At 35.6% G+C, this 24,498-nt stretch carries 19 protein-coding genes; 16 read left to right on the plus strand and 3 right to left on the minus strand.

The annotated features are described in order from the left end of the window. The first annotated feature begins 121 nt into the window (after positions 1-121). The 5 genes from BW946_RS02090 to BW946_RS02110 all read left to right on the plus strand — a co-directional run bounded on the left by BW946_RS02090 (position 122) and on the right by BW946_RS02110 (position 7,179). Complete coding sequence (locus BW946_RS02090) at positions 122-1,612, plus strand: MFS transporter (protein ID WP_076594595.1); 1,491 nt, start codon at positions 122-124, stop codon at positions 1,610-1,612. Between the two features lie 176 nt (positions 1,613-1,788). Continuing rightward, a complete protein-coding gene (locus BW946_RS02095; RefSeq protein WP_228402417.1) occupies positions 1,789-3,948 on the plus strand; it encodes a M12 family metallo-peptidase in 2,160 nt (719 codons plus the stop codon). Positions 3,949-4,082: 134 nt separating this feature from the next. Beyond that, positions 4,083-5,009, plus strand: a complete 927-nt coding sequence (locus tag BW946_RS02100) for a mevalonate kinase family protein (protein ID WP_076594596.1) — start codon at positions 4,083-4,085, stop codon at positions 5,007-5,009. Positions 5,010-5,019: 10 nt separating this feature from the next. Then, positions 5,020-5,949 (plus strand): UbiA family prenyltransferase, encoded by a 930-nt coding sequence (locus BW946_RS02105; protein ID WP_076594597.1) that lies wholly within the window; start codon positions 5,020-5,022, stop codon positions 5,947-5,949. A gap of 63 nt (positions 5,950-6,012) precedes the next feature. Further along, the gene (locus BW946_RS02110) at positions 6,013-7,179 is read left to right on the plus strand and encodes a proline dehydrogenase family protein (protein WP_076594598.1); all 1,167 of its coding nucleotides are present in this window, start codon (positions 6,013-6,015) and stop codon (positions 7,177-7,179) included. A 367-nt stretch (positions 7,180-7,546) separates the two neighbouring features. On the opposite strand, the gene BW946_RS02115 is transcribed toward BW946_RS02110, so the two are convergent. Then, positions 7,547-8,083 (minus strand): helix-turn-helix transcriptional regulator, encoded by a 537-nt coding sequence (locus BW946_RS02115; RefSeq protein WP_076594599.1) that lies wholly within the window; start codon positions 8,081-8,083, stop codon positions 7,547-7,549. Positions 8,084-9,052: 969 nt separating this feature from the next. Here BW946_RS02115 and BW946_RS02125 point away from each other — a divergent pair. After that, positions 9,053-10,162 (plus strand): M14 family zinc carboxypeptidase, encoded by a 1,110-nt coding sequence (locus BW946_RS02125; protein WP_076594601.1) that lies wholly within the window; start codon positions 9,053-9,055, stop codon positions 10,160-10,162. A gap of 207 nt (positions 10,163-10,369) precedes the next feature. On the opposite strand, the gene BW946_RS02130 is transcribed toward BW946_RS02125, so the two are convergent. Further along, positions 10,370-10,867 carry a DUF4920 domain-containing protein gene (locus tag BW946_RS02130; protein WP_076594602.1) on the minus strand — a complete coding sequence of 166 codons (498 nt, stop codon included), beginning with the start codon at positions 10,865-10,867 and terminating at the stop codon, positions 10,370-10,372. A 142-nt stretch (positions 10,868-11,009) separates the two neighbouring features. On the opposite strand from BW946_RS02130, the gene BW946_RS02135 reads away from it, so the two are divergent. The 9 genes from BW946_RS02135 (at position 11,010) to BW946_RS02175 (ending at position 21,190) form a co-directional block, all read left to right on the plus strand. After that, positions 11,010-12,422, plus strand: coding sequence for an APC family permease (locus tag BW946_RS02135; protein WP_076594603.1), 1,413 nt, complete (start codon positions 11,010-11,012; stop codon positions 12,420-12,422). 156 nt (positions 12,423-12,578) lie between these two features. Next, entirely contained in the window at positions 12,579-13,019 is a 441-nt protein-coding gene (locus BW946_RS02140; protein WP_002979175.1) for a GPW/gp25 family protein, read from the plus strand. A gap of 24 nt (positions 13,020-13,043) precedes the next feature. Further along, the gene (locus BW946_RS02145; RefSeq protein ID WP_076594604.1) at positions 13,044-14,927 is read left to right on the plus strand and encodes a type VI secretion system baseplate subunit TssF; all 1,884 of its coding nucleotides are present in this window, start codon (positions 13,044-13,046) and stop codon (positions 14,925-14,927) included. A gap of 86 nt (positions 14,928-15,013) precedes the next feature. Continuing rightward, positions 15,014-15,901, plus strand: a complete 888-nt coding sequence (gene bla, locus BW946_RS02150) for a class A beta-lactamase, subclass A2 (protein ID WP_076594605.1) — start codon at positions 15,014-15,016, stop codon at positions 15,899-15,901. A 283-nt stretch (positions 15,902-16,184) separates the two neighbouring features. Continuing rightward, positions 16,185-19,016, plus strand: coding sequence for an excinuclease ABC subunit UvrA (gene uvrA, locus BW946_RS02155; protein WP_076594606.1), 2,832 nt, complete (start codon positions 16,185-16,187; stop codon positions 19,014-19,016). Between the two features lie 318 nt (positions 19,017-19,334). Beyond that, a complete protein-coding gene (locus BW946_RS02160; protein WP_076594607.1) occupies positions 19,335-19,739 on the plus strand; it encodes a hypothetical protein in 405 nt (134 codons plus the stop codon). Positions 19,740-19,853: 114 nt separating this feature from the next. Beyond that, the gene (locus BW946_RS02165; RefSeq protein ID WP_076594608.1) at positions 19,854-19,988 is read left to right on the plus strand and encodes a bacteriocin-like protein; all 135 of its coding nucleotides are present in this window, start codon (positions 19,854-19,856) and stop codon (positions 19,986-19,988) included. Positions 19,989-20,180: 192 nt separating this feature from the next. Further along, complete coding sequence (locus tag BW946_RS02170) at positions 20,181-20,693, plus strand: DUF421 domain-containing protein (protein ID WP_076594609.1); 513 nt, start codon at positions 20,181-20,183, stop codon at positions 20,691-20,693. A 5-nt stretch (positions 20,694-20,698) separates the two neighbouring features. Next, positions 20,699-21,190: a GNAT family N-acetyltransferase gene (locus BW946_RS02175; RefSeq protein ID WP_076594610.1), complete on the plus strand. Its 492-nt coding sequence runs from the start codon at positions 20,699-20,701 to the stop codon at positions 21,188-21,190. Positions 21,191-21,408: 218 nt separating this feature from the next. On the opposite strand, the gene BW946_RS02180 is transcribed toward BW946_RS02175, so the two are convergent. Beyond that, positions 21,409-21,723 carry a DUF4286 family protein gene (locus BW946_RS02180; RefSeq protein ID WP_076594824.1) on the minus strand — a complete coding sequence of 105 codons (315 nt, stop codon included), beginning with the start codon at positions 21,721-21,723 and terminating at the stop codon, positions 21,409-21,411. Between the two features lie 149 nt (positions 21,724-21,872). Here BW946_RS02180 and gyrA point away from each other — a divergent pair, with 149 nt between their 5' ends. Next, on the plus strand, positions 21,873-24,470 hold the full coding sequence (gyrA, locus tag BW946_RS02185; protein WP_076594611.1) for a DNA gyrase subunit A: 2,598 nt from the start codon (positions 21,873-21,875) through the stop codon (positions 24,468-24,470). Positions 24,471-24,498: the final 28 nt, after the last annotated feature.

A 24,498-nucleotide genomic window follows, 5' to 3' on the forward strand; every position in this document is an offset into this window, starting at 1 on the left:
ATTATATTAAAACTTTGATGATTGATTTCAATGCCTTACAATTATTATTTTCAAAATAATATTAAAAACCGTAGAATATTCCGTAGTTTTTCTATTTTTGTGCTACTAATATATATTTGAAATGTCTGAAACTGAGAATCGACAGCCTAAAAACATAAAGAATAATCCGAAAATTATGAAAGCCTGGGCTGTATATGACTGGGCAAATTCTGTTTATTCCCTGGTTATTACCTCTACTATTTTTCCTATTTATTACTCTATCCTTACCACTGCTTACGAGAAAAAAGAATATGTGGCAGAAACCAAAACATGGATTGATGTTCCGGTAAGGCATATGATCAGAATTTTCGGAGAAGAATATCAGCCGGATGCAGTGTATGGATATTCCCTTACCATATCATTCTTTGTTGTAGTATTACTGTCTCCATTTTTATCTTCATTAGCAGATACCATTGGAAATAAAAAGTCTTTCCTGCAGTTTTTCTGTTATCTTGGGGCAACATCTTGTATGGGATTAGCCATGTTTACAGGAATGCATAACGTATTTCTGGGGCTTTTATTCAGTATTACAGCCAGTGTCGGTTTCTGGGGAAGTTTGGTGTTTTACAACTCTTTCCTTCCGGATATTGCCACACCGGACAGACAGGATGCTCTTTCTGCAAGAGGGTATGTTTATGGATATATCGGTTCTGTAGTTTTAGTGGTAATCTGTTTGGTATTGATTCAGGTTTTTGCCAAAGGGGCAGCTCAGCAGTTACTGTTTACAAGAATCAGTTTCCTGTTAACAGGAGCGTGGTGGTTCGGTTTTTCTCAATATACATTCAAGCACCTTCCTCAGTTTGGAGATGTGAAAGATAAACTTCCTAAAGATTTAGTGCTTTTGAACTATAAGAATATCTTCAAAAGACATGAAGAACAGGGTGGCTTTTTTGAGGTATTTAAAGATAATCTGAGCTTCTATAAAGATATTGCAAAAGAAAGTTTTCACGAACTCTTTAAAGTAGGAGGAGAGCTTTTTAAAGATAAAAACCTGAAATTCTTCCTGTCAAGTTTCTTCTTTTACAGTGTAGGAATGCAGACAATTTTCCTTATGGCAACTTTATTCGGAAAGAGTGAGATCAATCTTGCCCAGGATAAACTGATAGGAACCCTTTTGGTGATTCAGATCGAAGCGATCATCGGAGCAGTTATTTTCTCAAGATTATCCAAGAGAATTGGTAATAAAAATGTTATTTCAATTGCGATCATCCTTTGGATTGTGGCTTGTCTTTGGGCTTATTTCCTGAATAAAGAAAACCCGACCGTTGAATACCAGTTTTATGGAGTGGCTGCAGTAGTAGGTTTGGTAATGGGGGGTCTTCAGGCAATGTCCAGATCTACTTATTCAAAATTACTTCCGGAGAACTCAATGGAGAATACTACTTACTTCAGTTTCTATGATGTATTGGAGAAAATTGCCATTATTATCGGAACATTTATCTTTGCAACATTGATCGAGCATTTCAATAATATGCGTATTGCAGCATTGTCTATGACCATATTCTTTGCCGCAGGATTGATTTTAATCAGATTCCTGAAGGTTAAAATGAGAAAAGACAGAGAAACATTATAAAATTGAAAGACGTTATTTTTAACGTCTTTTTTTATTTTAAAGAATAAAAAACATTTATTAAGCTTTTTAATTGAATTTCGTTATATAATTAGTATAAATATTAGAATATAGCGGTTTTTTTCACTATGTGTTGATTTTTTTTGTTTATTTGTAAAAATGATAAAATTATCAAAATCATGAAAAATTTTCTATTAATTTGTTTTTTGCAGTGTTTTGTGCTGAGTTTTTCTCAGAATTTAAAACCGGTCGCTCAAAAAGTTTTAGAATTTCATAATCGAAAATCAGAATTTAAAACGTATGACCTATTTGAAACGAATAAATCTGCAGATAAAACAGCCGAATACAAAAAAGCAGCAACAGACATCACTGTAATGTCTTTAAAATCTGCAGAATTAAAAAGATTAATCAAAGATAAACCTGATTTTATTGAAATTTCTTTTCCTTTTGATGACGGGAGACAGATCATTGTTGAAATGTACAGACATCAGATCTTAACCAGCGATTTTAAAGTAATTACAGATAAAGGAACAACCGTAGAATATACGCCTGGAGTTTATTATCAGGGAATAGTAAAAGGAGATAATGCTTCTATCGCAGCCTTTAGCTTTTTCAATAACGACATTGTTGGAGTTGCTTCCACCCCTGAATCAGGAAATATAGTGGTAGGAAAAGCTAAAAATTCTGAAGATTTTGTAAGCTATTCAGATTCTAAGTTAACAGGATCTAATCCGTTTGCCTGTGATGTAGACGGGCTGAAAGAAAATCAGGTTCAGAGACCTGTCTTTACACCGGGTAATACTAACAAAAAAACAGATAATTGCGTAAGGATCTACTATGAAGCAGGTTATGGTCCTTATACCCAAAATGGGAGTAACACTACCACTACCACCAATTGGGTTACCGCTATGCATAATAATGTTTCAACACTTTATGCCAATGAGAATGTTAATGTAGCATTAAGTGAAGTTTTTGTCTGGACTACCACCGATCCTTATACAGGATCACCCGGCACAATTCTGAACCAGTTTAGAACCACCAGAACCACTTTTAATGGTGATTTGGCACAATTATTAAGAAATCCTGCCACAACAAGTATCGCATATGTAAATTCATTATGTACCGATTACAGATATTCTTATTGCGGTACGAATTTTAATTATCAAAATGTCCCCACTTACTCATGGAATATAGAAGCTATGACCCATGAACTCGGGCATAATTTAGGTTCACCACATACTCACGCCTGTTTCTGGAACGGAAATAATACAGCTATTGATGGCTGTGGACCAGCTTCAGGAAATAATGAAGGATGTACCGCAGCTCTTCCTCCGGCAGGTGGTGGTACCATTATGAGTTACTGCCATCTGGTAAGCAGCGTAGGAATTAATTTCGCAAATGGCTTTGGTGTGCAGCCTGGAACATTGATCAGAAATACCGTGGATTCAAAAGGATGTCTTGGTACCAATTGCATAGCATCATGCCCTGCATCAATTACCAATTTTACAATTACCAATATCACACAGAACTCTGCAAATGCAAATTTTACAGACGTAAGTTCATCATCATGGAAATATAAATTAACTACAAGTAACGGAGCGCTCGTATCTTCCGGAAGTACCAATACACCTTCTTTTAATTTTACAAACCTTCAGCCTGCCACTTATTACAGACTAAATGCAGGCACAAATTGCAGCGGCCCTAATGCATTCCAGCTATCAAAATTGTTTTTAACTGATGGAGCATGGTGTGACGGAGTTCAATTCTTGGACACAGGAGGCTCAGCAGGTCAATATGGAGATAATGAAGAATTAGTAAAAACATTCTATCCAGCGTCTGGTTCCTCTTTAACAATGACGTTTACTGCATTCGATCTTGAACAAGGCTATGATTATATGTATGTGTATAATGGGGCTTCTACGGCTTCACCATTGTTTGCCAATGGAAATAATTTGAGTGGAAATACTATACCAGGTCCGTTCACATCTACAGATCCTTCAGGAGCAATAACAGTAAAATTTGTTTCAGATGGAGGCGTTACAGGAAATGGATGGAATGTAAATTTCTCTTGCAGCGTTTTAGCCGTAGAAGATATCAATCACCCAAATAATTCAATAGACATTTATCCGAATCCTGCCAAAAATATGATAACGGTGTCTTCAAAAGAAAGATTAAGAGGATATAAGATTTATGATGAAGCAGGGAGGTTGATCATTTCTGATTCTTCTCTTAAAGGAAATAAACAGGAAATAAATCTTTCCTCAATTCAGACAGGAAACTATGTTATCACCGTGGAAACAGAAAAACAAACCATCAATAAAAAGCTGATCAAACAGTAATTATAGGACGAATCTTTGCAAAAGCCTGATTTTATCAGGCTTTTTTCGTATCTTTATATAGAAAAAATTCGGCCTGAGTTTTGCTTATATTCAGAGGAATAATTTTTAACTTTGCAAAAAGATTTATTGTCAATATGACCAACCCTTTATTTTATGCAAAAATAATCCTGTTTGGAGAATACGGAATGATTGAAGATTCCCAGGGGCTTGTTGTACCTTACAGCTTCTATAAAGGAACTTTGAAATTTTCAGATTTGAGTTCTGATTTTGAACTTAACTCCAACAGACATCTGCAGAAGTATTCTGAATTTCTTACAGCACTTGATCTTTCCGATAACTTTAAGCTGGATATTGATAGCTTTAAAAAAGATATTTCAAACGGACTTTTCTTTGATTCCAATATTCCTCAGGGATATGGAGTGGGAAGTTCAGGAGCCTTAGTCGCTGCTATTTTTGAAAAATATTCAATCAGTAAGCTGAATCCTGAAAACATTTCAAAAGATAATCTTAAAAAATTAAAAGCTGTTTTTGGTGAAATGGAAAGCTATTTCCATGGAAAAAGTTCAGGGATGGATCCATTGATCTGTTATATGAATCTGCCAATTCTTATCGAAAATAAAGAAAATTTAGACAGGGTAAATATTCCGGAAGGAGAAGAAGGAAAAGGAGCTATTTTCCTGATTGATTCCGGAATGACCGGCGAAACAGGACCTATGATTCAGATTTTCTTTGAAAAAATGAAAACAGAAGGTTTCCGAAAAACCCTGAAAGAGGAGTTCATCCGTTACAACAACGCATGTATCGAATCTTTCCTTAAAAAGGACATGAATCCATTCTTCAGAAATCTTAAGAAGCTTTCTCACTGGGCTTATGAACATTTCCGTCCTATGATCCCTGAAAGCATCTTTAATATCTGGAAAAAAGGGCTGGATTCCAATGCTTATTATCTGAAACTGTGTGGTAGCGGTGGAGGCGGCTATATCTTAGGATTTACCAAAGATTATGCAAAAGCTGAAAAAATGCTTGACGGCTTCCAAAAAGAAGTGATTTACAGATTTTAAACAGATTGGAATGAATTCTGAAAAAGAACCTTTCCAATCTAAAAACTATTTATCAAAATCTCTATTTTACAGATTTTCACAATTTGTGGGCTTTCTCCTCGGAGCACGTTTTTTTGTAGCAGCTCTCCTGACGTTTGCTCTCTATGTTTCTACTTTTTTCCTGTTCAATCAGGATGAATCTTTCAGAAAATTTGTTTTCGATTTTAAAGTACACGGTATTATTTTTTGTACCGTTCTTACTATTCTGGCGGGCGGTATTATCAACCAATTTTACGATCTGGAGAAAGATCATGTAGTAAAACCTTTCAGAACACGGGTTCAGAGCTTCATCAAACAGAAATATTTTCTTTATGCCTATCTGGCGCTCAGTGCTATTTCTTTAGGCGTAGCCTGGATGATTTCTCATAATGTATTTGCTTTTTTTGTAGTTTATCAGTTCTTTATGTGGTTTTACAGTCATAAACTGAGCAGAATATTGATCCTGAATAATCTTACATTTGTCAGTCTTACTTTGTATCCGTTCTTTGGAATGATGGTGTACTACGAAACCTTTTCCAAAAAGGTTTTCCTGATGGCTGTCTTTCTCTTTCTTATCCTGCTCTGTATTGATATTGTGAAAGATACTCTTACCAGGAGTGTGGATAAAGCTTTCGGATATACTACTATTCCTAATTATTTTAAAAGCAGAAATACAAAAATCATTCTGACATCTTTATTGATAGTTACTATGGCAGTTTCAATGAAGATTATTACAAAAACCGGCATCACCGGGTTCATGGCTTATTATTTTGCCGGAGGGCTTTTTGTCATGATTGTATGTATTTATCTTCTTTTAAAAGCTTCAAGAAGAAGCAACTTTCTCACATTGAATGTATTAAGGTTCTGGGTTTTTGTCGGAATCATTGCCATGCTGTTAAATGGAATAGAGCATAAATTGTAAAAAAAATCTTTAAATAAACTGAGGTTATTATTACCTTTGCATAACTAAATTTAATAAATAGGAATGCCCATTTTTAATGATACTAAAATTGCATTTGCAGACAAGTCTGATGCACAATTGAGAAAGGCTTACTGGATGTTTAAAATGATTGAACAGCCAGCTCTTACCAGCCTTGGAACATCTGTTCTGAATTTCACAGTACACAACAATTTCCCTTTCGTTACCGGAATTGTAAAAAATACCTTATTTGCACAGTTCTGTGGTGGTGAAACCCGTGAAGAAAGTATGAAAGTGGTGAAGCAGCTGTTCAAAAGAGGAGTTGGAAGTATTTTTGATTATTCCATTGAAGGAAAAGAAGATGAAGAAACTTTTGATGCAGTTTGCAAAGAAATTAAGGACATTGTAAGATTCTCAGTAGGAAATCCGGCGATTCCCTTTATTGTGTTTAAGCCTACTGCTTTTGGAAGAATTGATCTTTATGAAGCTGTTGGAAAAGGGGCTGAGCTTACTACCAGCCAGAAAGAAGAATGGGAAAGAGTGGTAAAAAGATTTGATGAAGTATGCAGTCTTTGCCATGAGCATGATAAAAAAGTAATGGTAGATGCTGAAGAAACCTGGATGCAGGATGCAGCAGACCACCTTTGTGAAGAGATGATGGAGAAATATAACCAGCAGAAACCTATCGTCTGGAATACCATCCAGATGTACAGAACCGGAAGACTGGAATATATGGAAGCTCATCTTCAGAGAGCAAGAGAGAAGAATTACTTTATTGGTTACAAGATCGTACGTGGTGCTTACATGGAAAAAGAAAGAGCCAGAGCAGCAGAAAAAGGATATGCAGATCCGATTCAGCCAACCAAAGAAGCGTCAGATAAAAATTATAATGCAGGAATCGATTTCGTGATGGATCATTTGGATAAGGTTTCAGCATTCTTTGGAACTCATAACGAAATCTCTTCTGAGCTGATTATGGATAAAATGAAAGCAAAATCTCTGGAAAGCGGTAATCCTCATGTATATTTCGGACAGCTTTACGGAATGAGTGATAATATTACTTTCTATCTGTCAGATAAAGGCTATAATGTGGCTAAATATCTTCCATACGGACCTGTAAAGGATGTTGTCCCTTATTTAACAAGAAGAGCTCAGGAAAATACCTCTGTAGCCGGACAAACCGGAAGAGAGCTTGGACTGATCAAAAAAGAATTGGAAAGAAGAAAGAAATAATAATATTGTTCTTAATACATTTAATTAGACCTGCAGTTTTGCAGGTCTTTTTTTATGGCAATTAAAGGGGCTGAATTGTATGGTCAATTAATAATAATCAGGGTAATCATCTTATGAATTAATTATATCTTAAAATAATTTAATTTTTATTGCTGATTTTATTTTAAATATTTATATTTGATAGAGTCATAAAAAAACGTATAACTATATCCTCATTTACTATTATGCTTCTGTCTTATGGCAGAACCTTTCCAGTACACGAATCAACTTTATTATAGGTAAATTTTAAAAATAAAATAAAGCAATAGCTTTAGTTTTCTTCTTCAAATATTTTTTAACCTGATCATTTTCTTTGGTCAGGTTTTTTTTAAGGCTCAAAACTTTCGAATTTTCCATTTTCGTAGAAGAGAACGATACGTTTTATTTTATTTTGCTGATTACCAAATAGTTGACCTAATATATGATCGCCGGAATTTTCTAATCGCTGAGAATTCGATATTTTTTCCTGAGCTTTATCCTTGGCGGGTATAAACGATTCTCCGGGACTTGATTTTGGAGCTTCCGTTTCCGTTTCATCACTTCCAAATTCATCGTCGTCTTTCATCATGGTAAAAAGATCGGGTAGTGGAGTCGTTTTTATTTTCTCTTCTTCAGTATTCTCTTCGCTAATTTCTGATTCGGGCAGTTGAGATTTCAACATTTCACCTTCACCGGTAACCAGCCAGTCCCATAGAAGTTCAGGGAAACGGGATTTTATTTTTATGATAAATTCAAGAGAAGGTTTGTTTCTTCCTGATGTGATATGTGAAATGGATGAACGCTGCACATCAATCTCATCCGCAAACTCGGAAGGAGTAAGACGAGAATACTCTATAATTTTGGAAATTCTTTCATTTAAACTCATAAAAATAAGTCTTTAATTATTTTACAAATGTAATTCTAATAATTTACAAATGCAAAATACAAATGTAAATAAATGAAAATATTATCTGTATACATTTGTAACTTAAATTTAATTGTTTTTAAATCAATAGATTATACTTTAATTACAATTGTATTTATTTAATATGATAATCTTATTCAGGATATTTCTGTAACCATCTTTGATGGAGTAACGAATCATTATTTTACTTAAATATTAGTTTAAAATTGTAAATTAATGCTTTTTTGCATGATATTTTGACCGTTAGATCTCTATAAAAATACGATTTACATTATTAAACTGCTAAACCTACTCCAGAGAGTAGGTTTATATTAAAATCTTCATGAAAATACACATAGAACTTATTATGTTTGATGACAGCTTTGTAAATTACCGATGTAAATGCACTATTTTAAGCCCCTAATAAGCTCAATTTAAAGGAAAACGCCTTCCTATTAAGCAACTAATTTTTTGTAAGATTAAGGCTCTTAAAAAAAGTGTTATTTGAATAATTTTCTGAAGGGCATCTTGTTTTTTACTCATTTTACATATGTATACATTACTAAACAACCTGGTTTTCCACAATTTTAATGTTTAATAAAATAACACTCAAATGCCTTTAAACAGCATTTTCCGCACTTCAAGTATTGTTAGAATTACTATTTACATAAATCTCATAAAGTACTGAATTTTAACATCTTATTTGTTAGTTATTAAATTATTCGCAATCCACAATTTTATCCACAGACAAAATGTCATTATGTACTGTTTGATAATGTTACAAGTGTTAACTCACTTATTAAGTTTAAAAATGGAAATAATAAAAGTTTGTAAATCACAATTAAAATATTTGTCAAATGTAAATTCGTGGTTTTTAATAGTATTTACAAATGTTAATTTATGTTTTTGGCTAAAAATGGCTAAATTTGATTTTTGTAAACTATTCCTAAAATGAATTTTGAACAGATCTATTCTCAAAACCCCGATTTCTCAAATCGCTATATTTCCCCTGAAAAATTATTTTCCTATCTACAGACCAATCTCAGCGATTATATTCGGGAGATCGGAACATCCTATTTAGATAAACCTATTTATCAGTTAAGCATTGGTACCGGAAACATTCACGTATTAGCATGGTCACAAATGCACGGAAATGAATCCAACGCCACTCATGCTATGCTTGATCTTTTGGTAAGCCTTGATAAGGCTCCCGAAATGAAAGAAGACTTATTCAGTAAGATAACACTTGATTTCATCTTCATGCTGAATCCGGACGGATCTGAAAAATGGACCAGGCTAAATGCAGCCGATATTGATCTGAACAGAGACTTTCATAATGAAGCAAGTAAAGAGATTAAATTCCTGAAAAAAGCAGCTGCTTCCAAAAAATATGATTACGCTTTAAACCTTCATGAGCAGAGAACCATATTTACTACTGATGGAATTCATCCTGCTACACTTTCCTTTTTAGCTCCTTCCGAAAATGTAGAACGTACCGTTACCGAAAACAGAAAAAAATGTATGGCAGTAATCGGAAGTGTTTACAACCATTTAAAAGAAATGATTCCCAACCAGATCGGAAGATATTCTGATGAATTTTATCCTACTTCTACCGGAGATAACTTTATTAAATCAGGAATGCCAACGATTTTATTTGAAGGCGGACATTTTGTAGATGATTATACGAGAACAGGAACAAGAAAATATTATACAATTGCTCTTTATTATGCACTGAAAGCAATCAGTGAACTGAACTCTGATAGTACAGGATGGGAAACTTATCTTGAAATTCCTGAAAACAAGGAAACGCATTATGATATTATTTACAGAAATGTAAAGCTGAATACAGAGCATGAATGTATTCTGGATATTGCAGTTCAGTACAGGGAGATCAAAGAAGAGGGGAAAAGTGAGATCTCATTTATTCCTTTTGTAATGGAAGCAGGAGATGTAAAACAAAAGAAAGGCTGGCTGGAAATAGACTGTACCGGAAAGAAATTTATTTCTGCCACTAAATATCCGAAACTGGATTCTGTGGTAGAATTTACAATTGAAGATTAAAAGATTTTAAATAATCTCCTCATACAAAAGCTTCGGCAGCCCTTGAGGGCTGCCGAAATTTTTTTATAACTAATTTCCAAAATTCAAATGGCTGTCCACTCATTTATAATGTTATTCAATAGGAATGGGCTTTAGCCCATTTAATTTAATGAATATTCAACCGGCTTTAGCCAAAACTTAATTTTAGAATGTGAATTCCTCTAAAGATTAGTTAACCACTTTAATTCCATTCGCTACAAATCTGATTTCCTCTTTTGGTTCAGTGATAGCATCAATTTCAGACTGGGATTGTTTAGCATCTTCTGCATAATGTTTCTGCTCATTTACAGAAATTACTTTTCTTTCTGCATTCCCATCCAATACTACATTTTTTCCTTTTAACGCTGTAGGTACAAAGAAAGCATAATCTTTCATTTTTACAAAAAACTTAGAATTATCTTCGGTCTGGATGGTAAGCCAGCAGCCTTTTTTGTCACATACGTCAGTCACTTTTCCTTTAATAGATACATTTTCAACTTTTTTGTTATCTTTTTTAAGCTGCTTATTCAATTTATCTACGGTGATCGCTTTGGATTCAGCTGATGAAGTTACCTGACTGCCATAAGTATCACCTACCAATGCTTTCCCTTCCGGAGGTCCGGATTGGGCAAATGCTAGCGAAGAACCTGTTAAAGCGGCTGAAAATAATAAAACTTTAAATTTCATGTTTAATATTTTTCTCAAAAATACTAATTAAAATTGAATCATAAAGGAATAAAAAATGATAAAAAACAGGTGTTTTGATGAATTTTTAACAAAATTGAAAATGAAAGGCAGATTTGATTATATTTGATCCCTATACTTGACTATGCAAAAAAAACTGAAACTATGGGATGCCATCATGCTTGTGATGGGATCTATGATCGGAAGCGGGATCTTTATTGTAAGTGCTGATATGATGCGAAACCTGGGATCAGGATTTTGGGTGATTATCGTATGGGTAATTACAGGAGTGATGACCGTAGCTGCTGCCATAAGCTATGGAGAACTGTCTGCACTGTTTCCGAAAGCCGGAGGACAATATACTTACCTGAAAGAGATCTTCGGTAAAAGAATGGGATTCCTTTACGGATGGGGATTGTTTACCGTAATACAAACCGGAACAATTGCTGCCGTAGCAATGGCTTTTGGAAAATTTACGGCCTACCTGATTCCCTCATTAAATGATGCTGCACCTATTTTCCAGAGTGGTGAATTTAAAATTACATGGATACAGATTCTGGCGATTGCCGTCATTGTTTTGCTTACCTATATCAACACCAGAGGAGTGGAAAGCGGTAAAATTCTTCAGAATATTTTTACAGGTTCCAAAATTATTGCATTATTGGGTTTGATAGCTGCCGGTTTTATATTGGTAGACATTTCTCATTTAGCAGAAAACTTCAGCTGGGGAACAGATTCTTTCAATAACCTTAAAAAAGATTTGAGTGGTAATTTCCTTAAAGAAGGCTGGGAACCCATAGGAGGAATGACTCTGTTAGGCGGAATTGCTGCTGCAATGGTAGGTTCTGTTTTCAGTTCTGTGGCCTGGGAAAGTGTAACATTTGTTTCAGGAGAGATTGAAAATCCTAAAAAAAATGTAGTAAAATCAATGATTTTCGGAACTTCTGCCGTAATGATCCTTTATATAGCAGTAAACTACGTCTACTTAAATGCATTAGACAGAGACGGAATTGCATTTGCTGCCAACGACAGGGTAGCAGTTGCTGCCTCTCAGAATATTTTTGGAAGTGCCGGAACCATTATTATTGCTTTACTGGTTATGATCTCCACATTTGGGTGTAATAACGGATTGATTCTGGCAGGAGCAAGAGTTTTTCAGACCATGGCAAAAGACGGAATGTTCTTTAAATCTGCAGAAAAAAATAATAAAAATGAAGTTCCTGAAAATGCACTTTGGATGCAGGGAGTCTGGGCCTCTATTTTATGTTTAAGCGGACAGTACGGAAACTTATTGGATATGATTTCTTTCGTGATCGTTCTGTTTTATATGATTACGGTTTTTGGAGTTATCTATTTAAGAATGAAACAGCCGGAACTGGAAAGACCTTATAAGACATGGCTTTATCCGGTAACACCTGTTATTTACCTTGTAATCGGAACTTGTTTCTGTATTCTATTGCTTATTTATAAACAGCAGTATACATGGCCCGGCTTTGTTTTGGTGTTGCTGGGACTTCCGGTATACTATTTTATCAATAGAAAAAAAGCAAATACTTAAAATAAAAATAGATCAGATTAAGGGCTTTCAATTCAGTTTGAAGGCCCTTTATTTTGAATAAAATTTTAAAGTATTACCATTATTATTGGGCGAAAATGTGTATTTTGGTATTCCGTTTTTAAATAAACGGATACCATGAAGTAAAAACTAAAAGTTATGGATACACCAAATTACAGAATGCCTTTTGTGCCGTCTACTTTAATGACTGAAGGCGGAAGTATCGATACCTGCGATATGGGGGAAAGTATTGCCCACAATATTATGCTGCTGATCACCACCAAAAAAGGGGAAAACAGATATGATGAAAACTATGGAAACGATGTCTGGAATCTCGAATTCGATAATGGGGTTACAAGTGCCATCTGGGAAAGCGTTTTTATCAAAAGCTTAAGGAGACAGATTCAGGAATATGAACCAAGAATCGTAAACCCTCAGATTGATGCTCACATACAATTCGTAGAGCACAGCTATGATACTAAAGAACACACCGAAATTAAAAAGAAAGTGAGAATTGCCATCAATGCAAAAATGGAAGAAACAGGAGAGCGTTTTAGTTTTTCCACAGAATTGTTTCTAAGCCCGATGTCTATTGATTGATATTTTTAACAGCGAAAGAAAATTATGAATTTAGATCAGAATATTTATTCCAAAGAATCTGTAAAAGCAAGAATGCTGCAAAATGCAACTAAAGTATGGGGATTGAAAAGTCCACAGTCTTTAGATCCTTTTGTAAAACTGCTGATAGATGCATTCAGTACAGAAGTTTTTAAAGCGAATAATGAAATACAGACGGTGAATGCCCGTATATTGGAAAAACTGGCAAAACTGCTTACACCGTCCATCTATACACATCCTATTCCGGCTCATTCTGTAGCTTTTACACAGCCTTATGAGTCTTCCGAAATTTTATTGGAACACACGGAATTTTTCTTCCGTAAACAGATGACCTCCACTGTAAAATCAGAATCAGACAAGCAGCTGAACATTCCTTTTACTCCTGTAGGAAATGTAAGAATCAATAAAGTTCACACTTCCATCATGTTTGTAGGAAATACGTGTTACAGCATTGATGACAGATTTAATAAAATTCCTATTGCAAGATTCCAGGGAAAACCTGAAGATTACAGAAAAATTACCATTGGAGTAGATGTAAGCAAATATATAAGTGAAAACTTTCCAAAATACCTGAGTATATTCTGCTCCAACACGGCTTTTGAGCACCTTGATTTCGTATACAAATTATTGCCATACATTACGGTAACAAGTAATGGCAACCCTCTTTTTGTAAGAGAAGGATTAAGCTATCTTACAGAAAACCAAAATGATGGTTACGAGCAGATGTTCAAAGAACAGTCCATCAGAAATAAGGTGATTGAGGATATTAAAAGTATCTATCGCCATAAATTTATTGAAGTAACAGGAATTTCTCAAAGTCTGTTTTCAGAACCCGGACAGCTTCCACAGAACCTTGATTTTCTTTCCGGAAAAGAAGAGATCACAAAATTTCTTGATAGTAAACAATATCTATGGCTTACTTTTGAGTTTCCACCACAATTTTCAGCAGAAATCCTGGATAATTTTTCCTTTGTTCTGAATGCTTTTCCGGTATACAACAGAGGCTGGAAAAAAACAGAGTACAGCCTGGATATCATGGGGAATAATATTCCTTTGGTAACAGATGAAGGGGAACACTTCCTTTACGTAGACGAAGTTCAGGACGGTGATGGAAGAAAGTACACCGAAATCCCTTTCACTCCGGCTGATGATCTTAAAAAAGGGTTATACACAGTAAGAAAAGGAGGAATGGAACGTTTCACAAGCAGAAATGCCGTTGATATGATTGCCAATGTTCTGGAACTGACAAGGGACGAAATTGCTGCATTTTCCCTTTTGAACAGGGATAATGTAAAAGGAGTTCTCAGCGAAATGTCTGATAAAATGAAATCCATGGTACAAAAAGTAAACAATGCCAAGAGAAATATCAGACAGGAACTGAATTATGTGATCATGGAACCGGTAGAAAAAACAGATCATACCTATGCTGCTTTCTGGGTAACACACTGTACGCTTGCCAATCATATGCGTCCCGGAACTGAACTTTCCAATCAGTTGAAATCTCAGACCGTAGTGTTGCTTACCGAAACATTGGGTGGAGCTGAGGAACAGAAAGGAACAGATAGTATTCAGGCTTATAAATATGCACTGACAACCAGAGATAAGATCATTTCTTTGGAAGACGTTAAAAATTACTGCCGCATGATTCTGAAAGATGAGGTAAGAGAAGTAAGGGTAAGAAGAGGCACCATGATCAGCAACAAACCAAAAGAAGGTTTTGTAAGAACCGTTGAAGTGGAAATTATCCCTCAGAACTATTCTTTCTACGGAAGGGCGTATTGGGAAAATATGGCCAATATCATCAGAAACCAGATTATTGCCAAAGCCATCGACGGAATTGAATATATTGTAAGAATTACCAATGAAGATGTTGATTTTCAGGATATATAAATCATTTTAAAAATAAAATCAATTTAAAATATAAAATGCCGTACCCACTACGGCATTTTTAATGTAATAATCAGAATCACAATTCAATGAAAAAAATATCTTTTTTGCTGCTGCTTCTCCTTTTCGGAGCCCATTTGAAAAGCCAGACTATTCAAGAGCTGAGAAATAAGATCAATCAGATTATCTCTACAAAAAATGCAACTGCTGGAATATCTTTAAAAGGAATAGAAGATAAAGATACGCTCAGCATCAACGGAAATAAAGAAACCCCGATGTTGAGTGTTTTCAAATTTCATATTGCCTTAGCTGTTTTGAATCAGGTAGATAAAGGAAAATTAAAACTTAATCAAAAATTCTTTATTAAAAAAGAAGACCTTTTGCCTGATACCTGGAGCCCAATCAGAGAAGAATATCCTCAGGGAAATATGTATCTTACATTAGATCAATTGATAAGGTATACGGTTTCCCATAGTGATAACAATGGCTGTGATATTTTGCTGAATATCATTGGCGGAACAAAGACCGTGCAGAAATTCATTAATCAACAGGGAATTAAAGATTTTACAATAAAAGTAAACGAGAAGGAAATGGCATCCTTCGAAAAATGCTACCTAAATACCACAACGCCCTTGGCAACCACGGAACTTTTAGAAAAATTCTATAAAGGAAAAGTGCTGAAAAAAGAATCTACAAAATATCTGTATCAGGTAATGGTAGAAACCTCACGAGGACTTACCTGGATGAAGGCAGGGTTACCCACAGGTACAGAACTGGCTCACCGTACAGGAATTTCCGGAAGAAACGAAAATAATCTACGTGCAGCAATGAATGATGTGGGAATTATAAAACTTCCTAATGGAAAGCACATCGTTTTATCCATTTATCTGAAAAATATCAATGAAGAAATGACAGATACGGAAAAAATCATTGCAGATGTCACCCGCGCTGTCTGGGATTACTACACGCGCAAATAAGTTGGTAATATGAATTATGAATTATTCTTTTTCTAAACATCAATAGAATGGGTTGTTATCCTGAGCCTAGTCGAAGGGAGCCCATTTTTAATTTTTAAAACAAACCTGCTGGCTTTAGCCAAAACATAATTACCTGAAATCAAAACTCAATAATATCTTATTCAATCCATTAACAAAACCTAAGAATTTTTTATGAAACTTTTATCCCTTTTATATTCAAAAAAAGTCTATAAAATTTCGTATTTTTGCACGTTGTGATTTTCAGGCAAAGTCACTCCAAATTATGAGCAAATCAACAGAATATATAGAAGTTTACGGAGCCCGTGAACACAACCTAAAAAATATCAATGTAAAAATTCCACGCAATGAATTGGTCGTAATTACAGGCCTTTCCGGAAGTGGAAAATCGTCATTGGCTTTCGACACTATTTTTGCAGAAGGCCAGCGTCGTTATATCGAAACATTCTCTGCCTATGCCCGTCAGTTTTTAGGTGGATTGGAGCGTCCGGATGTAGATAAAATTGAAGGACTTTCTCCGGTGATTGCTATAGAACAGAAAACAACCAATAAAAACCCGCGTTCTACTGTGGGAACGGTTACCGAGTTGTACGACTTTCTGCGTCTTTTATATGCAAGAGTTTCGGATGCTTACTCTTTATCTACAGGACAGAAGCTGGTAAGCTATACTGAAGATCAGATCCTTGAAACCATCAAAGAAAATTATAAAAAAGAGAAAATCATGCTTTTGGCGCCAGTGGTGCGTTCCAGAAAAGGACATTATCATGAGCTTTTTGTACAGATGGCTAAAAAAGGCTACGGACAGGCAAGAATTGATGGAGAACTGCAGGATATTGAATATGATTTAAAACTTGACCGTTATAAAACCCACGATATCGATATTGTGATCGACCGTTGGATTATCGGGGAGAATGCCTCAGAAGGCAGAATGGAAAAATCATTGCGCACCGCGATGGATATGGGTGAAGGCATTATAGGAATTCAGAAACTGGGGAGTACAGACATTGAATATTTTTCTAAAAACCTGATGGATGCAGAAACAGGACACTCTCTGGCGCTGCCTGAACCCAATACTTTCTCATTCAACTCTCCAAAAGGAAGCTGCCCGAACTGTAAAGGTCTGGGAACTATTAAAAAGATCAATACCGATTACTTTATAGACAATCCGAAACTATCCATCAACCAGGGAGGATTGTTGCCATTGGAAGATATCAAATCCAACAAATGGATTCTGTCACAAATTAAAAATATTCTTGAAATCTTCGGATTGGGATTAACAACGCCGTTGCAGGATATTCCGGAGGAAGCACTGGATTACATTTACAACGGATGTCACAAAGAATTTAATAAAGACCTGAAATATGCGGGAATTACCAAGAAAATAAAGATTGGTTTTGATGGTTTGATCGCTTTCATGGAAGAAATTATCGATGAAAGAGAATCCTACGAAGCCATTTTATTGGAAAGACATTTTACCACAGAAGAAACCTGCCCGGAATGTCACGGAACCCGTCTTCAGCCTTCAAGTTTAAGCTTTAAAATTGACGGAAAGAATATTGCTGAGGTTAACGGATTAAGCTTAGCAGATTTAAAAGACTGGTTGGCTGATGTTAAAGATAAATTCTCGGAAAAAAATAAAATCATTGCTCACGAGATCTTAAAAGAAATTGAAACCCGACTTCAGTTCCTGCTGGATGTAGGGTTGGATTATTTGAGTTTGAGCAGAAGTTCAAAAACCCTTTCAGGAGGAGAGTCACAGAGAATTCGTCTGGCAACACAGATCGGTTCGCAATTGGTGAATGTATTGTATATCCTTGATGAACCAAGTATCGGGCTTCACCAGAGAGATAACGAAAGACTGATCCATTCCCTGAAAAACCTGAGAGACATCGGAAACTCTGTTTTGGTAGTAGAACATGATAAAGACATGATTCTTGAAGCCGATGAAGTGCTGGATATTGGTCCGAGAGCAGGAAAATTCGGTGGAGAAATTCTTTGGCAGGGAAAACCAAAAGACCTGTTGAAAGCAGATACCATCACTGCTCAATACATCAATGGAAAAAGAAAAATCGCAATTCCTGAAGAAAGAAGAGCAGGAAGCGGTAAAAATATTGTTTTAAAAGGAGCTACAGGAAACAACCTTAAAAATGTAACCCTGGATATTCCTCTTGGAAAGCTGGTAGTGGTAGCCGGAATTTCAGGAAGCGGAAAATCTTCTCTGATCAACGGAACATTATATCCGATCCTTAACAAACACTTCTACAGAGCAGTTCAGGAGCCGTTACCCTACAAAAAGATTGAAGGGTTAGAGAATATTGATAAAATTGTAGACGTAGACCAGACTCCAATCGGAAGGACGCCACGTTCGAATCCTGCTACCTATACCGGAATGTTTACCGATATCAGAAACCTTTTTGCCGAGCTGCCGGAAAGTAAAATCCGAGGTTACAAACCGGGAAGATTCTCTTTCAACGTAAAAGGCGGAAGATGCGAAACATGTCAGGGTGGAGGATTGAAAGTGATTGAAATGAATTTCCTTCCGGATGTATACGTGCACTGTGAAACCTGTAATGGAAAACGTTTCAACAGAGAAACCCTGGAAGTTCGTTACAAAGGAAAGTCAATTTCTGATGTATTGGATATGACGATTGATGAAGCCGTAGATTTCTTCCAGCCGATTCCTAAGATTTTTGCAAAAGTAAAAACATTACAGGATGTAGGATTAGGATATATTACCCTTGGACAGCAATCGACAACCCTTTCAGGAGGTGAAGCGCAACGTATCAAGTTAGCAACCGAACTGGCGAAAAGACAAACCGGAAATACCCTTTATATCCTTGATGAACCAACAACAGGATTGCATTTTGAAGATGTAAAAATCCTGATGGATGCTATCAACCAACTGGTAGAACTTGGGAATTCATTCATCATCATCGAACATAATATGGATGTCATCAAATTAGCAGACCACATTATTGATGTTGGTCCGGAAGGTGGAAAACACGGCGGACAGATCGTAGCACAGGGAACTCCTGAGGAAATTGTGAAATCTAAGAAAAGCTTGACAGGGAAGTTTTTGAAGAGGGAACTGGAATAAGTATTCATAAAATTATACGGCATTTTGTCACTCTGAAAGAATCTAAATAATTTACGTTAGAATATTGATCAACTTTTAATTTAAAAATCAAGATAATAATTGGCTAAACTCATCAGGTTTAGCCATTTTTATACTTAAAATGAACTTCCAATATTAAATTTTCAATTATTTTTAAAATTTATTACACTGATATTCAGTGTTTTACATTTTAATGTTAACTTAATGTTAACTGAATGTAAAATTAATATGAATTATTTTTAATAACTTTGGGTAAGAGATACAAAATAAGGTTAGTATAATATTTAAAACCAAATAGTTATGAAAAATAAAATTCAAATATTGATCGCCTCACTTTTCGTTTGCGGATTTGCTGCTGTTTTGAACACTGCTAAAGCTCAGACTACAGATCATAATACCATTCAGGAAATTCAGCTGAACAAAAGTGAAACGTTTAACGATATAAGAAATAAACTGGAAGCCAATTTTGACCTTACCAACCCTGATTACAAACAGGGAACCGTAAATTCCGTGGTAAAATTTGATATTGCAAAAAACGGGAAAATTGTAAATGTTCATTCCAGCGGAGATTGCAAAACCGTAAGCAAAGAAATTGAAACCGTGTTAAGCGATCTTGACTACAGAGTAGACCGTAAAAAACTGACTGATAATATGGTTGCCTACACTTACGTAATGCCTGTGACAGTAGAGATCCACAACAGATAGTATTTACTGTATATTATTCAATCATGTGTGAATAATGAAAACTTATCCCATGAAGTTATAATAAACAATAGAATATAAGATTTTAATTTTGGGCTACCATAAAATTAAAACTATATGAAAAATTTAAAGAAGCTGACAAAATCAGAGTTGAAGTCAGTGAATGGAGGAGAACCGGTAAAATACTGTACATTTTGCGAATGGGCGAATAAAGTAATTTGCAGCGAAATTCCAATCGTTCAGTGCCCTTAAAAATAAAGCCGCTTTTATCAGCGGCTTTTCTACTGTTGTGAACTTTGAACAAATTCTGTTAATCTGGCTTTAAGATCTTTAGAATTTCCTATTGGATCAAAAGTAACATTATCTACTCTTCATCCTTTATCTGTCAATAAAATATTTTTTACCAATCACAAAAATCGATACATTTGAGTAGATAAAAAAATTGTGAATCCTATTCTTAACGTTGCCGTCCGTTCCCTCTGCGTTTACCTTTTTATGGTAATTGCTATCCGTTTATTTGGTAAAAATCAGCTTTCCCAGCTTAATACAGGGGATGTTGTATTACTGCTGTTAATTTCAAATGCTGTTCAAAACGCAATGGTAGGTCCTGATACCTCTCTTCAGGGCGGAATTATTGCGGCATTGGTTTTGTTTGTTGCTAATTTTGTTTTGAAAAGGATCATGTTTTCCAGCCGCTCCTTTCAGACTCTTATGGAAGATGAGCCGGTTATTTTGATCAGAGATGGAGTCGCTGATCAGGCAGCCCTGAATCGGGTAAAAATCACCGAAAGCGAATTGCAGGAAGCTATAAGAGAGCACGGAATTGAAAAAATAGATAATGTAAAACTTTCCGTTCTTGAAGTGGACGGAAATATCAGTGTTGTTTCTCAGGATGAAAAGAGTAAACAGACTCACTATTCAAGAATTAAAAGAAAAATTAAAAGAAAATACCATTAAACAAGATGAATTACGAACTAAGAGAAATGCTTCCCAGTGATGAGCCCAGAGTCCTTGAGATTTTTAAGCAGGGAGTAGACGGCGGTATTGCAACTTTGGAAACAGAAGTCCCTACAGCTGAAGCCTGGAGCATGGAATATTTTAACGACTGCCGTTGGGTGCTGGAAAATGACAATAATGAAGTAATAGGATGGTGTGCCCTGAAACCAGTCAGCAAACGGGAATCTTTTAAAGGAGTCGCAGAAGTAAGCATTTATTTTGATAATGAATACCAGGGAAAGGGATTGGGTTCCGTATTGCTTAAAAAGATAATTTTGGATAGCGAGGATCACGGATTCTGGACATTACAGACCAACATCTTCTCCGAAAATGAAATGGCCATTAAATCTCATCAGAAAAACGGTTTCAGAATGGTAGGTGTCCGAAAAAAAATCGGAAAGCTCAACGGGGAGTGGAAAGATCTTATCCTGATGGAAAAAAGAAGCGAAGTCATTTAAAAAATTATGAATGATGAATGATGAATGATGAATGATGAATTTGTTTGATAAGCACACTAATCCGTTGTTACAATAAGGATACAATGCATCCGGCCAGGTAAAGAAGGTGTATATTTATGACGATTGCGGGCATCATTACAAAGGTAAAGGCCGTGATCATGGACATCACAGATAAAAAGAAAAGCACTGAAATTTTTTCAGTGCTTTTTTATGATCAGTTATAATCGCGATTTTTTGGGATTAAGGAAAGTATTAAAGACCATAACTTCCTGTCCAAACTTTTTCTCAATTCTTTCAGAAATATTTAAAAGTTCACTTTTAATAAAGTCTTCACGCAATTCTTCATTATCAAAAATTAACAGGAGATTATAATTTTTGCCTTCCTCGATAAAGTCACTGTGAACTTCGGAAAGAATATATTTGTTGACATCCATCAGGTTTTCAGTCATCAAAACCAGTGTTTCATCAATATAATTTTCCCATTCTTCCAGATTATCTTTTGTGCAGTGGAAAGTTAAACTTAATACGCTCATTTTTTTATGAATTTTTAAGATTTTTTGGATAAATTCTACCACAAAAATCGGCATTTTTTTCGTAAATTAGCCCGTTAATAAAAATTGGAAATAAATAATTTTCAAACCTACAGCTAAGAGTTTGAATATCATTACAATAAAATTTGTTTATGCAAAAAGAAGGAGAAAGACTGATTCCTATCAACATTGTTGATGAAATGAAGTCGTCTTATATCGATTATTCGATGTCCGTTATCGTTTCAAGAGCGTTGCCGGATGTAAGAGACGGCTTGAAACCCGTTCATAGAAGGGTACTTTATGGTATGTATGGACTAGGGGTATTTTCTAACAGAAAATATTTGAAATCTGCGAGAATTGTTGGAGATGTATTAGGTAAATATCACCCGCACGGAGATTCCTCTGTATATGATGCTATGGTAAGAATGGCACAGGATTGGAGCTTACGTTATCCTCAGGTAGACGGGCAGGGTAACTTCGGTTCTATGGATGGTGACCCGCCTGCAGCAATGCGTTACACCGAGGCAAGATTGAAAAAAATCTCTGATGAGGTTCTTTCAGACCTGGATAAAGAAACAGTTGATTTTCAGAATAACTTTGATGACAGTTTACAGGAGCCGACAGTAATGCCGACTAAAGTTCCCAATCTTTTGGTCAATGGTACTTCAGGTATTGCAGTAGGTATGGCAACGAATATGGCGCCTCATAACCTTTCAGAATCTGTAGATGCAATCTGTGCTTACATTGATAATAAAGAAATTACGATTGATGAGCTGATGCAGCATATTATTGCACCGGATTTCCCTACAGGGGGTATCATCTATGGATATGACGGAGTAAGAGATGCTTTTCATACAGGTAGAGGCAGAGTGGTTTTAAGAGCTAAGGTGAATTTTGATGAAATTGGGAACAGAAACGCTATCATCGTTACTGAAATCCCTTATCAGGTAAACAAAGCTGAAATGATCGCCAGAACAGCAGAGCTTGTTAAGGACGAAAAAATCCCTGGAATTCATGAAATCAGAGACGAATCGGATAGAAAAGGACTTCGTATTGTTTACGAATTGAAAAACGATGCTATTCCGAATGTTGTTCTTAACCTATTATATAAATATACAGCACTTCAGACCTCTTTCAGTGTAAACAATATTGCATTGGTACACGGAAGACCGGAACAGCTGAACCTTAAAGATATCATTCATCACTTTGTAGAGCACAGACATGAGGTAATTGTAAGAAGAACTCAGTTTGAGCTTAAAAAAGCCAAGGAAAGAGCACACATTCTTGAAGGATTCATGAAAGTGATCGGAACTCAGGATTCCCTGGATAGAGCAATCTCTATTATCCGTCACAGTGCCAACCCTCAGGCAGCGAAAGAAGGCTTGATTGAGGCTTTTGAACTTTCAGACATTCAGGCTCAGGCAATTCTGGATCTTAGGTTAGCTCGTCTTACAGGAATGGAGCTTGATAAAATCCGTGATGAATATGATGCAATCATGAAAGAAATTGCAAATTTGGAAGATATCTTAGCAAATGAGCCAAGAAGATTCCAGATCATCAAAGATGAACTGATAGAAATCAAAGAAAAATACGGAGACGAAAGAAGAACTGAAATTGATTATTCAGGAGGAGAAATGTCTATTGAAGATATCATCCCGAATGAATCTGTAGTTCTTACCATCTCTCACGCAGGATACATCAAGAGAACTTCGCTTTCAGAATATAAAATTCAAAGTAGAGGTGGGGTAGGTAACAAAGCCGCAACAACAAGGGATTCCGACTTCCTTGAATATATTGTTTCAGCAACAAACCACCAGTATATGCTGTTCTTTACCGAAAAAGGAAGATGTTACTGGCTGAGAGTATTTGAAATTCCGGAAGGCTCCAAAACAGCAAAAGGAAGAGCAGTACAAAACCTTATCAATATTGAACCGGATGATAAGATCAAGGCATATATCAGAACCAACAACCTTAAGGATTCCGAATATGTAAATCAAATGAGTGTTGTGATGGTGACCAAAAACGGGACCATCAAAAAAACATCATTGGAAGCCTATTCAAGACCAAGAGTAAATGGAGTAAATGCTATCGAGATCAGAGATAATGACCAGTTATTAGGAGCTTACCTTACCAATGGAACATCTCAGATCATGATTGCTACTAAAAATGGTAAATGTATCCGTTTCCCTGAAGAGAAAGTAAGAGAAGTTGGTAGAGGATCGATCGGGGTAAGAGGTATTGCCATGGAAGACAATGATGAAGCTATTGGTATGATTGTTGTGAACGATGTGGAAAACGAAACAGTTCTTGTAGTATCTGAAAAAGGATATGGAAAAAGAACTGCAGTAGAAGACTACAGAATTACCAACAGAGGAGGAAAAGGAGTTATTACTCTTAATATTACCGAAAAAACAGGAAATCTTATTGCTATTCAGAACGTAACAGACGAAGACGGATTGATGATCATCAACAAATCCGGTGTTGCCATCAGAATGGGAATGGATGAAATGAGAGTAATGGGTAGAAATACTCAGGGAGTAAAACTGATCAACCTGAAGAAAAATGACGAAATTGCAGCCATTGCAAAAGTAGAAATGGATAAAGATGTAGAAGAAGATTCTGAAGAACTTGAAGAAACAGAAGAAGGAGTTGTAGGATCGCTATTTGATAACCAGGAAAACGATGAGGCACCTCAGGCTGAAAATGAAAATTCCGCAGAGGAAAATGAGAATTCTGATTCTGAAGAATAAATTGTACAATTAAATATAAATAGTTATT

Origin of the sequence: Chryseobacterium sp. RU33C, assembly GCF_900156015.1 — a bacterium.
Taxonomy (GTDB): Bacteria; Bacteroidota; Bacteroidia; order Flavobacteriales; family Weeksellaceae; genus Chryseobacterium; species Chryseobacterium candidae.

What these genes read in the sequence shown, in the direction of transcription:
- BW946_RS02090 (WP_076594595.1), top strand. Translation starts at nt 122, where the DNA reads ATGTCTGAAACTGAGAATCGACAGCCTAAAAACATAAAGAATAATCCG.
- BW946_RS02095 (WP_228402417.1), top strand. Translation starts at nt 1,789, where the DNA reads ATGAAAAATTTTCTATTAATTTGTTTTTTGCAGTGTTTTGTGCTGAGT.
- BW946_RS02100 (WP_076594596.1), top strand. Translation starts at nt 4,083, where the DNA reads ATGACCAACCCTTTATTTTATGCAAAAATAATCCTGTTTGGAGAATAC.
- BW946_RS02105 (WP_076594597.1), top strand. Translation starts at nt 5,020, where the DNA reads ATGAATTCTGAAAAAGAACCTTTCCAATCTAAAAACTATTTATCAAAA.
- BW946_RS02110 (WP_076594598.1), top strand. Translation starts at nt 6,013, where the DNA reads ATGCCCATTTTTAATGATACTAAAATTGCATTTGCAGACAAGTCTGAT.
- BW946_RS02115 (WP_076594599.1), bottom strand. Translation starts at nt 8,083, where the DNA reads ATGAGTTTAAATGAAAGAATTTCCAAAATTATAGAGTATTCTCGTCTT.
- BW946_RS02125 (WP_076594601.1), top strand. Translation starts at nt 9,053, where the DNA reads ATGAATTTTGAACAGATCTATTCTCAAAACCCCGATTTCTCAAATCGC.
- BW946_RS02130 (WP_076594602.1), bottom strand. Translation starts at nt 10,867, where the DNA reads ATGAAATTTAAAGTTTTATTATTTTCAGCCGCTTTAACAGGTTCTTCG.
- BW946_RS02135 (WP_076594603.1), top strand. Translation starts at nt 11,010, where the DNA reads ATGCAAAAAAAACTGAAACTATGGGATGCCATCATGCTTGTGATGGGA.
- BW946_RS02140 (WP_002979175.1), top strand. Translation starts at nt 12,579, where the DNA reads ATGGATACACCAAATTACAGAATGCCTTTTGTGCCGTCTACTTTAATG.
- BW946_RS02145 (WP_076594604.1), top strand. Translation starts at nt 13,044, where the DNA reads ATGAATTTAGATCAGAATATTTATTCCAAAGAATCTGTAAAAGCAAGA.
- bla (WP_076594605.1), top strand. Translation starts at nt 15,014, where the DNA reads ATGAAAAAAATATCTTTTTTGCTGCTGCTTCTCCTTTTCGGAGCCCAT.
- uvrA (WP_076594606.1), top strand. Translation starts at nt 16,185, where the DNA reads ATGAGCAAATCAACAGAATATATAGAAGTTTACGGAGCCCGTGAACAC.
- BW946_RS02160 (WP_076594607.1), top strand. Translation starts at nt 19,335, where the DNA reads ATGAAAAATAAAATTCAAATATTGATCGCCTCACTTTTCGTTTGCGGA.
- BW946_RS02165 (WP_076594608.1), top strand. Translation starts at nt 19,854, where the DNA reads ATGAAAAATTTAAAGAAGCTGACAAAATCAGAGTTGAAGTCAGTGAAT.
- BW946_RS02175 (WP_076594610.1), top strand. Translation starts at nt 20,699, where the DNA reads ATGAATTACGAACTAAGAGAAATGCTTCCCAGTGATGAGCCCAGAGTC.
- BW946_RS02180 (WP_076594824.1), bottom strand. Translation starts at nt 21,723, where the DNA reads ATGAGCGTATTAAGTTTAACTTTCCACTGCACAAAAGATAATCTGGAA.
- gyrA (WP_076594611.1), top strand. Translation starts at nt 21,873, where the DNA reads ATGCAAAAAGAAGGAGAAAGACTGATTCCTATCAACATTGTTGATGAA.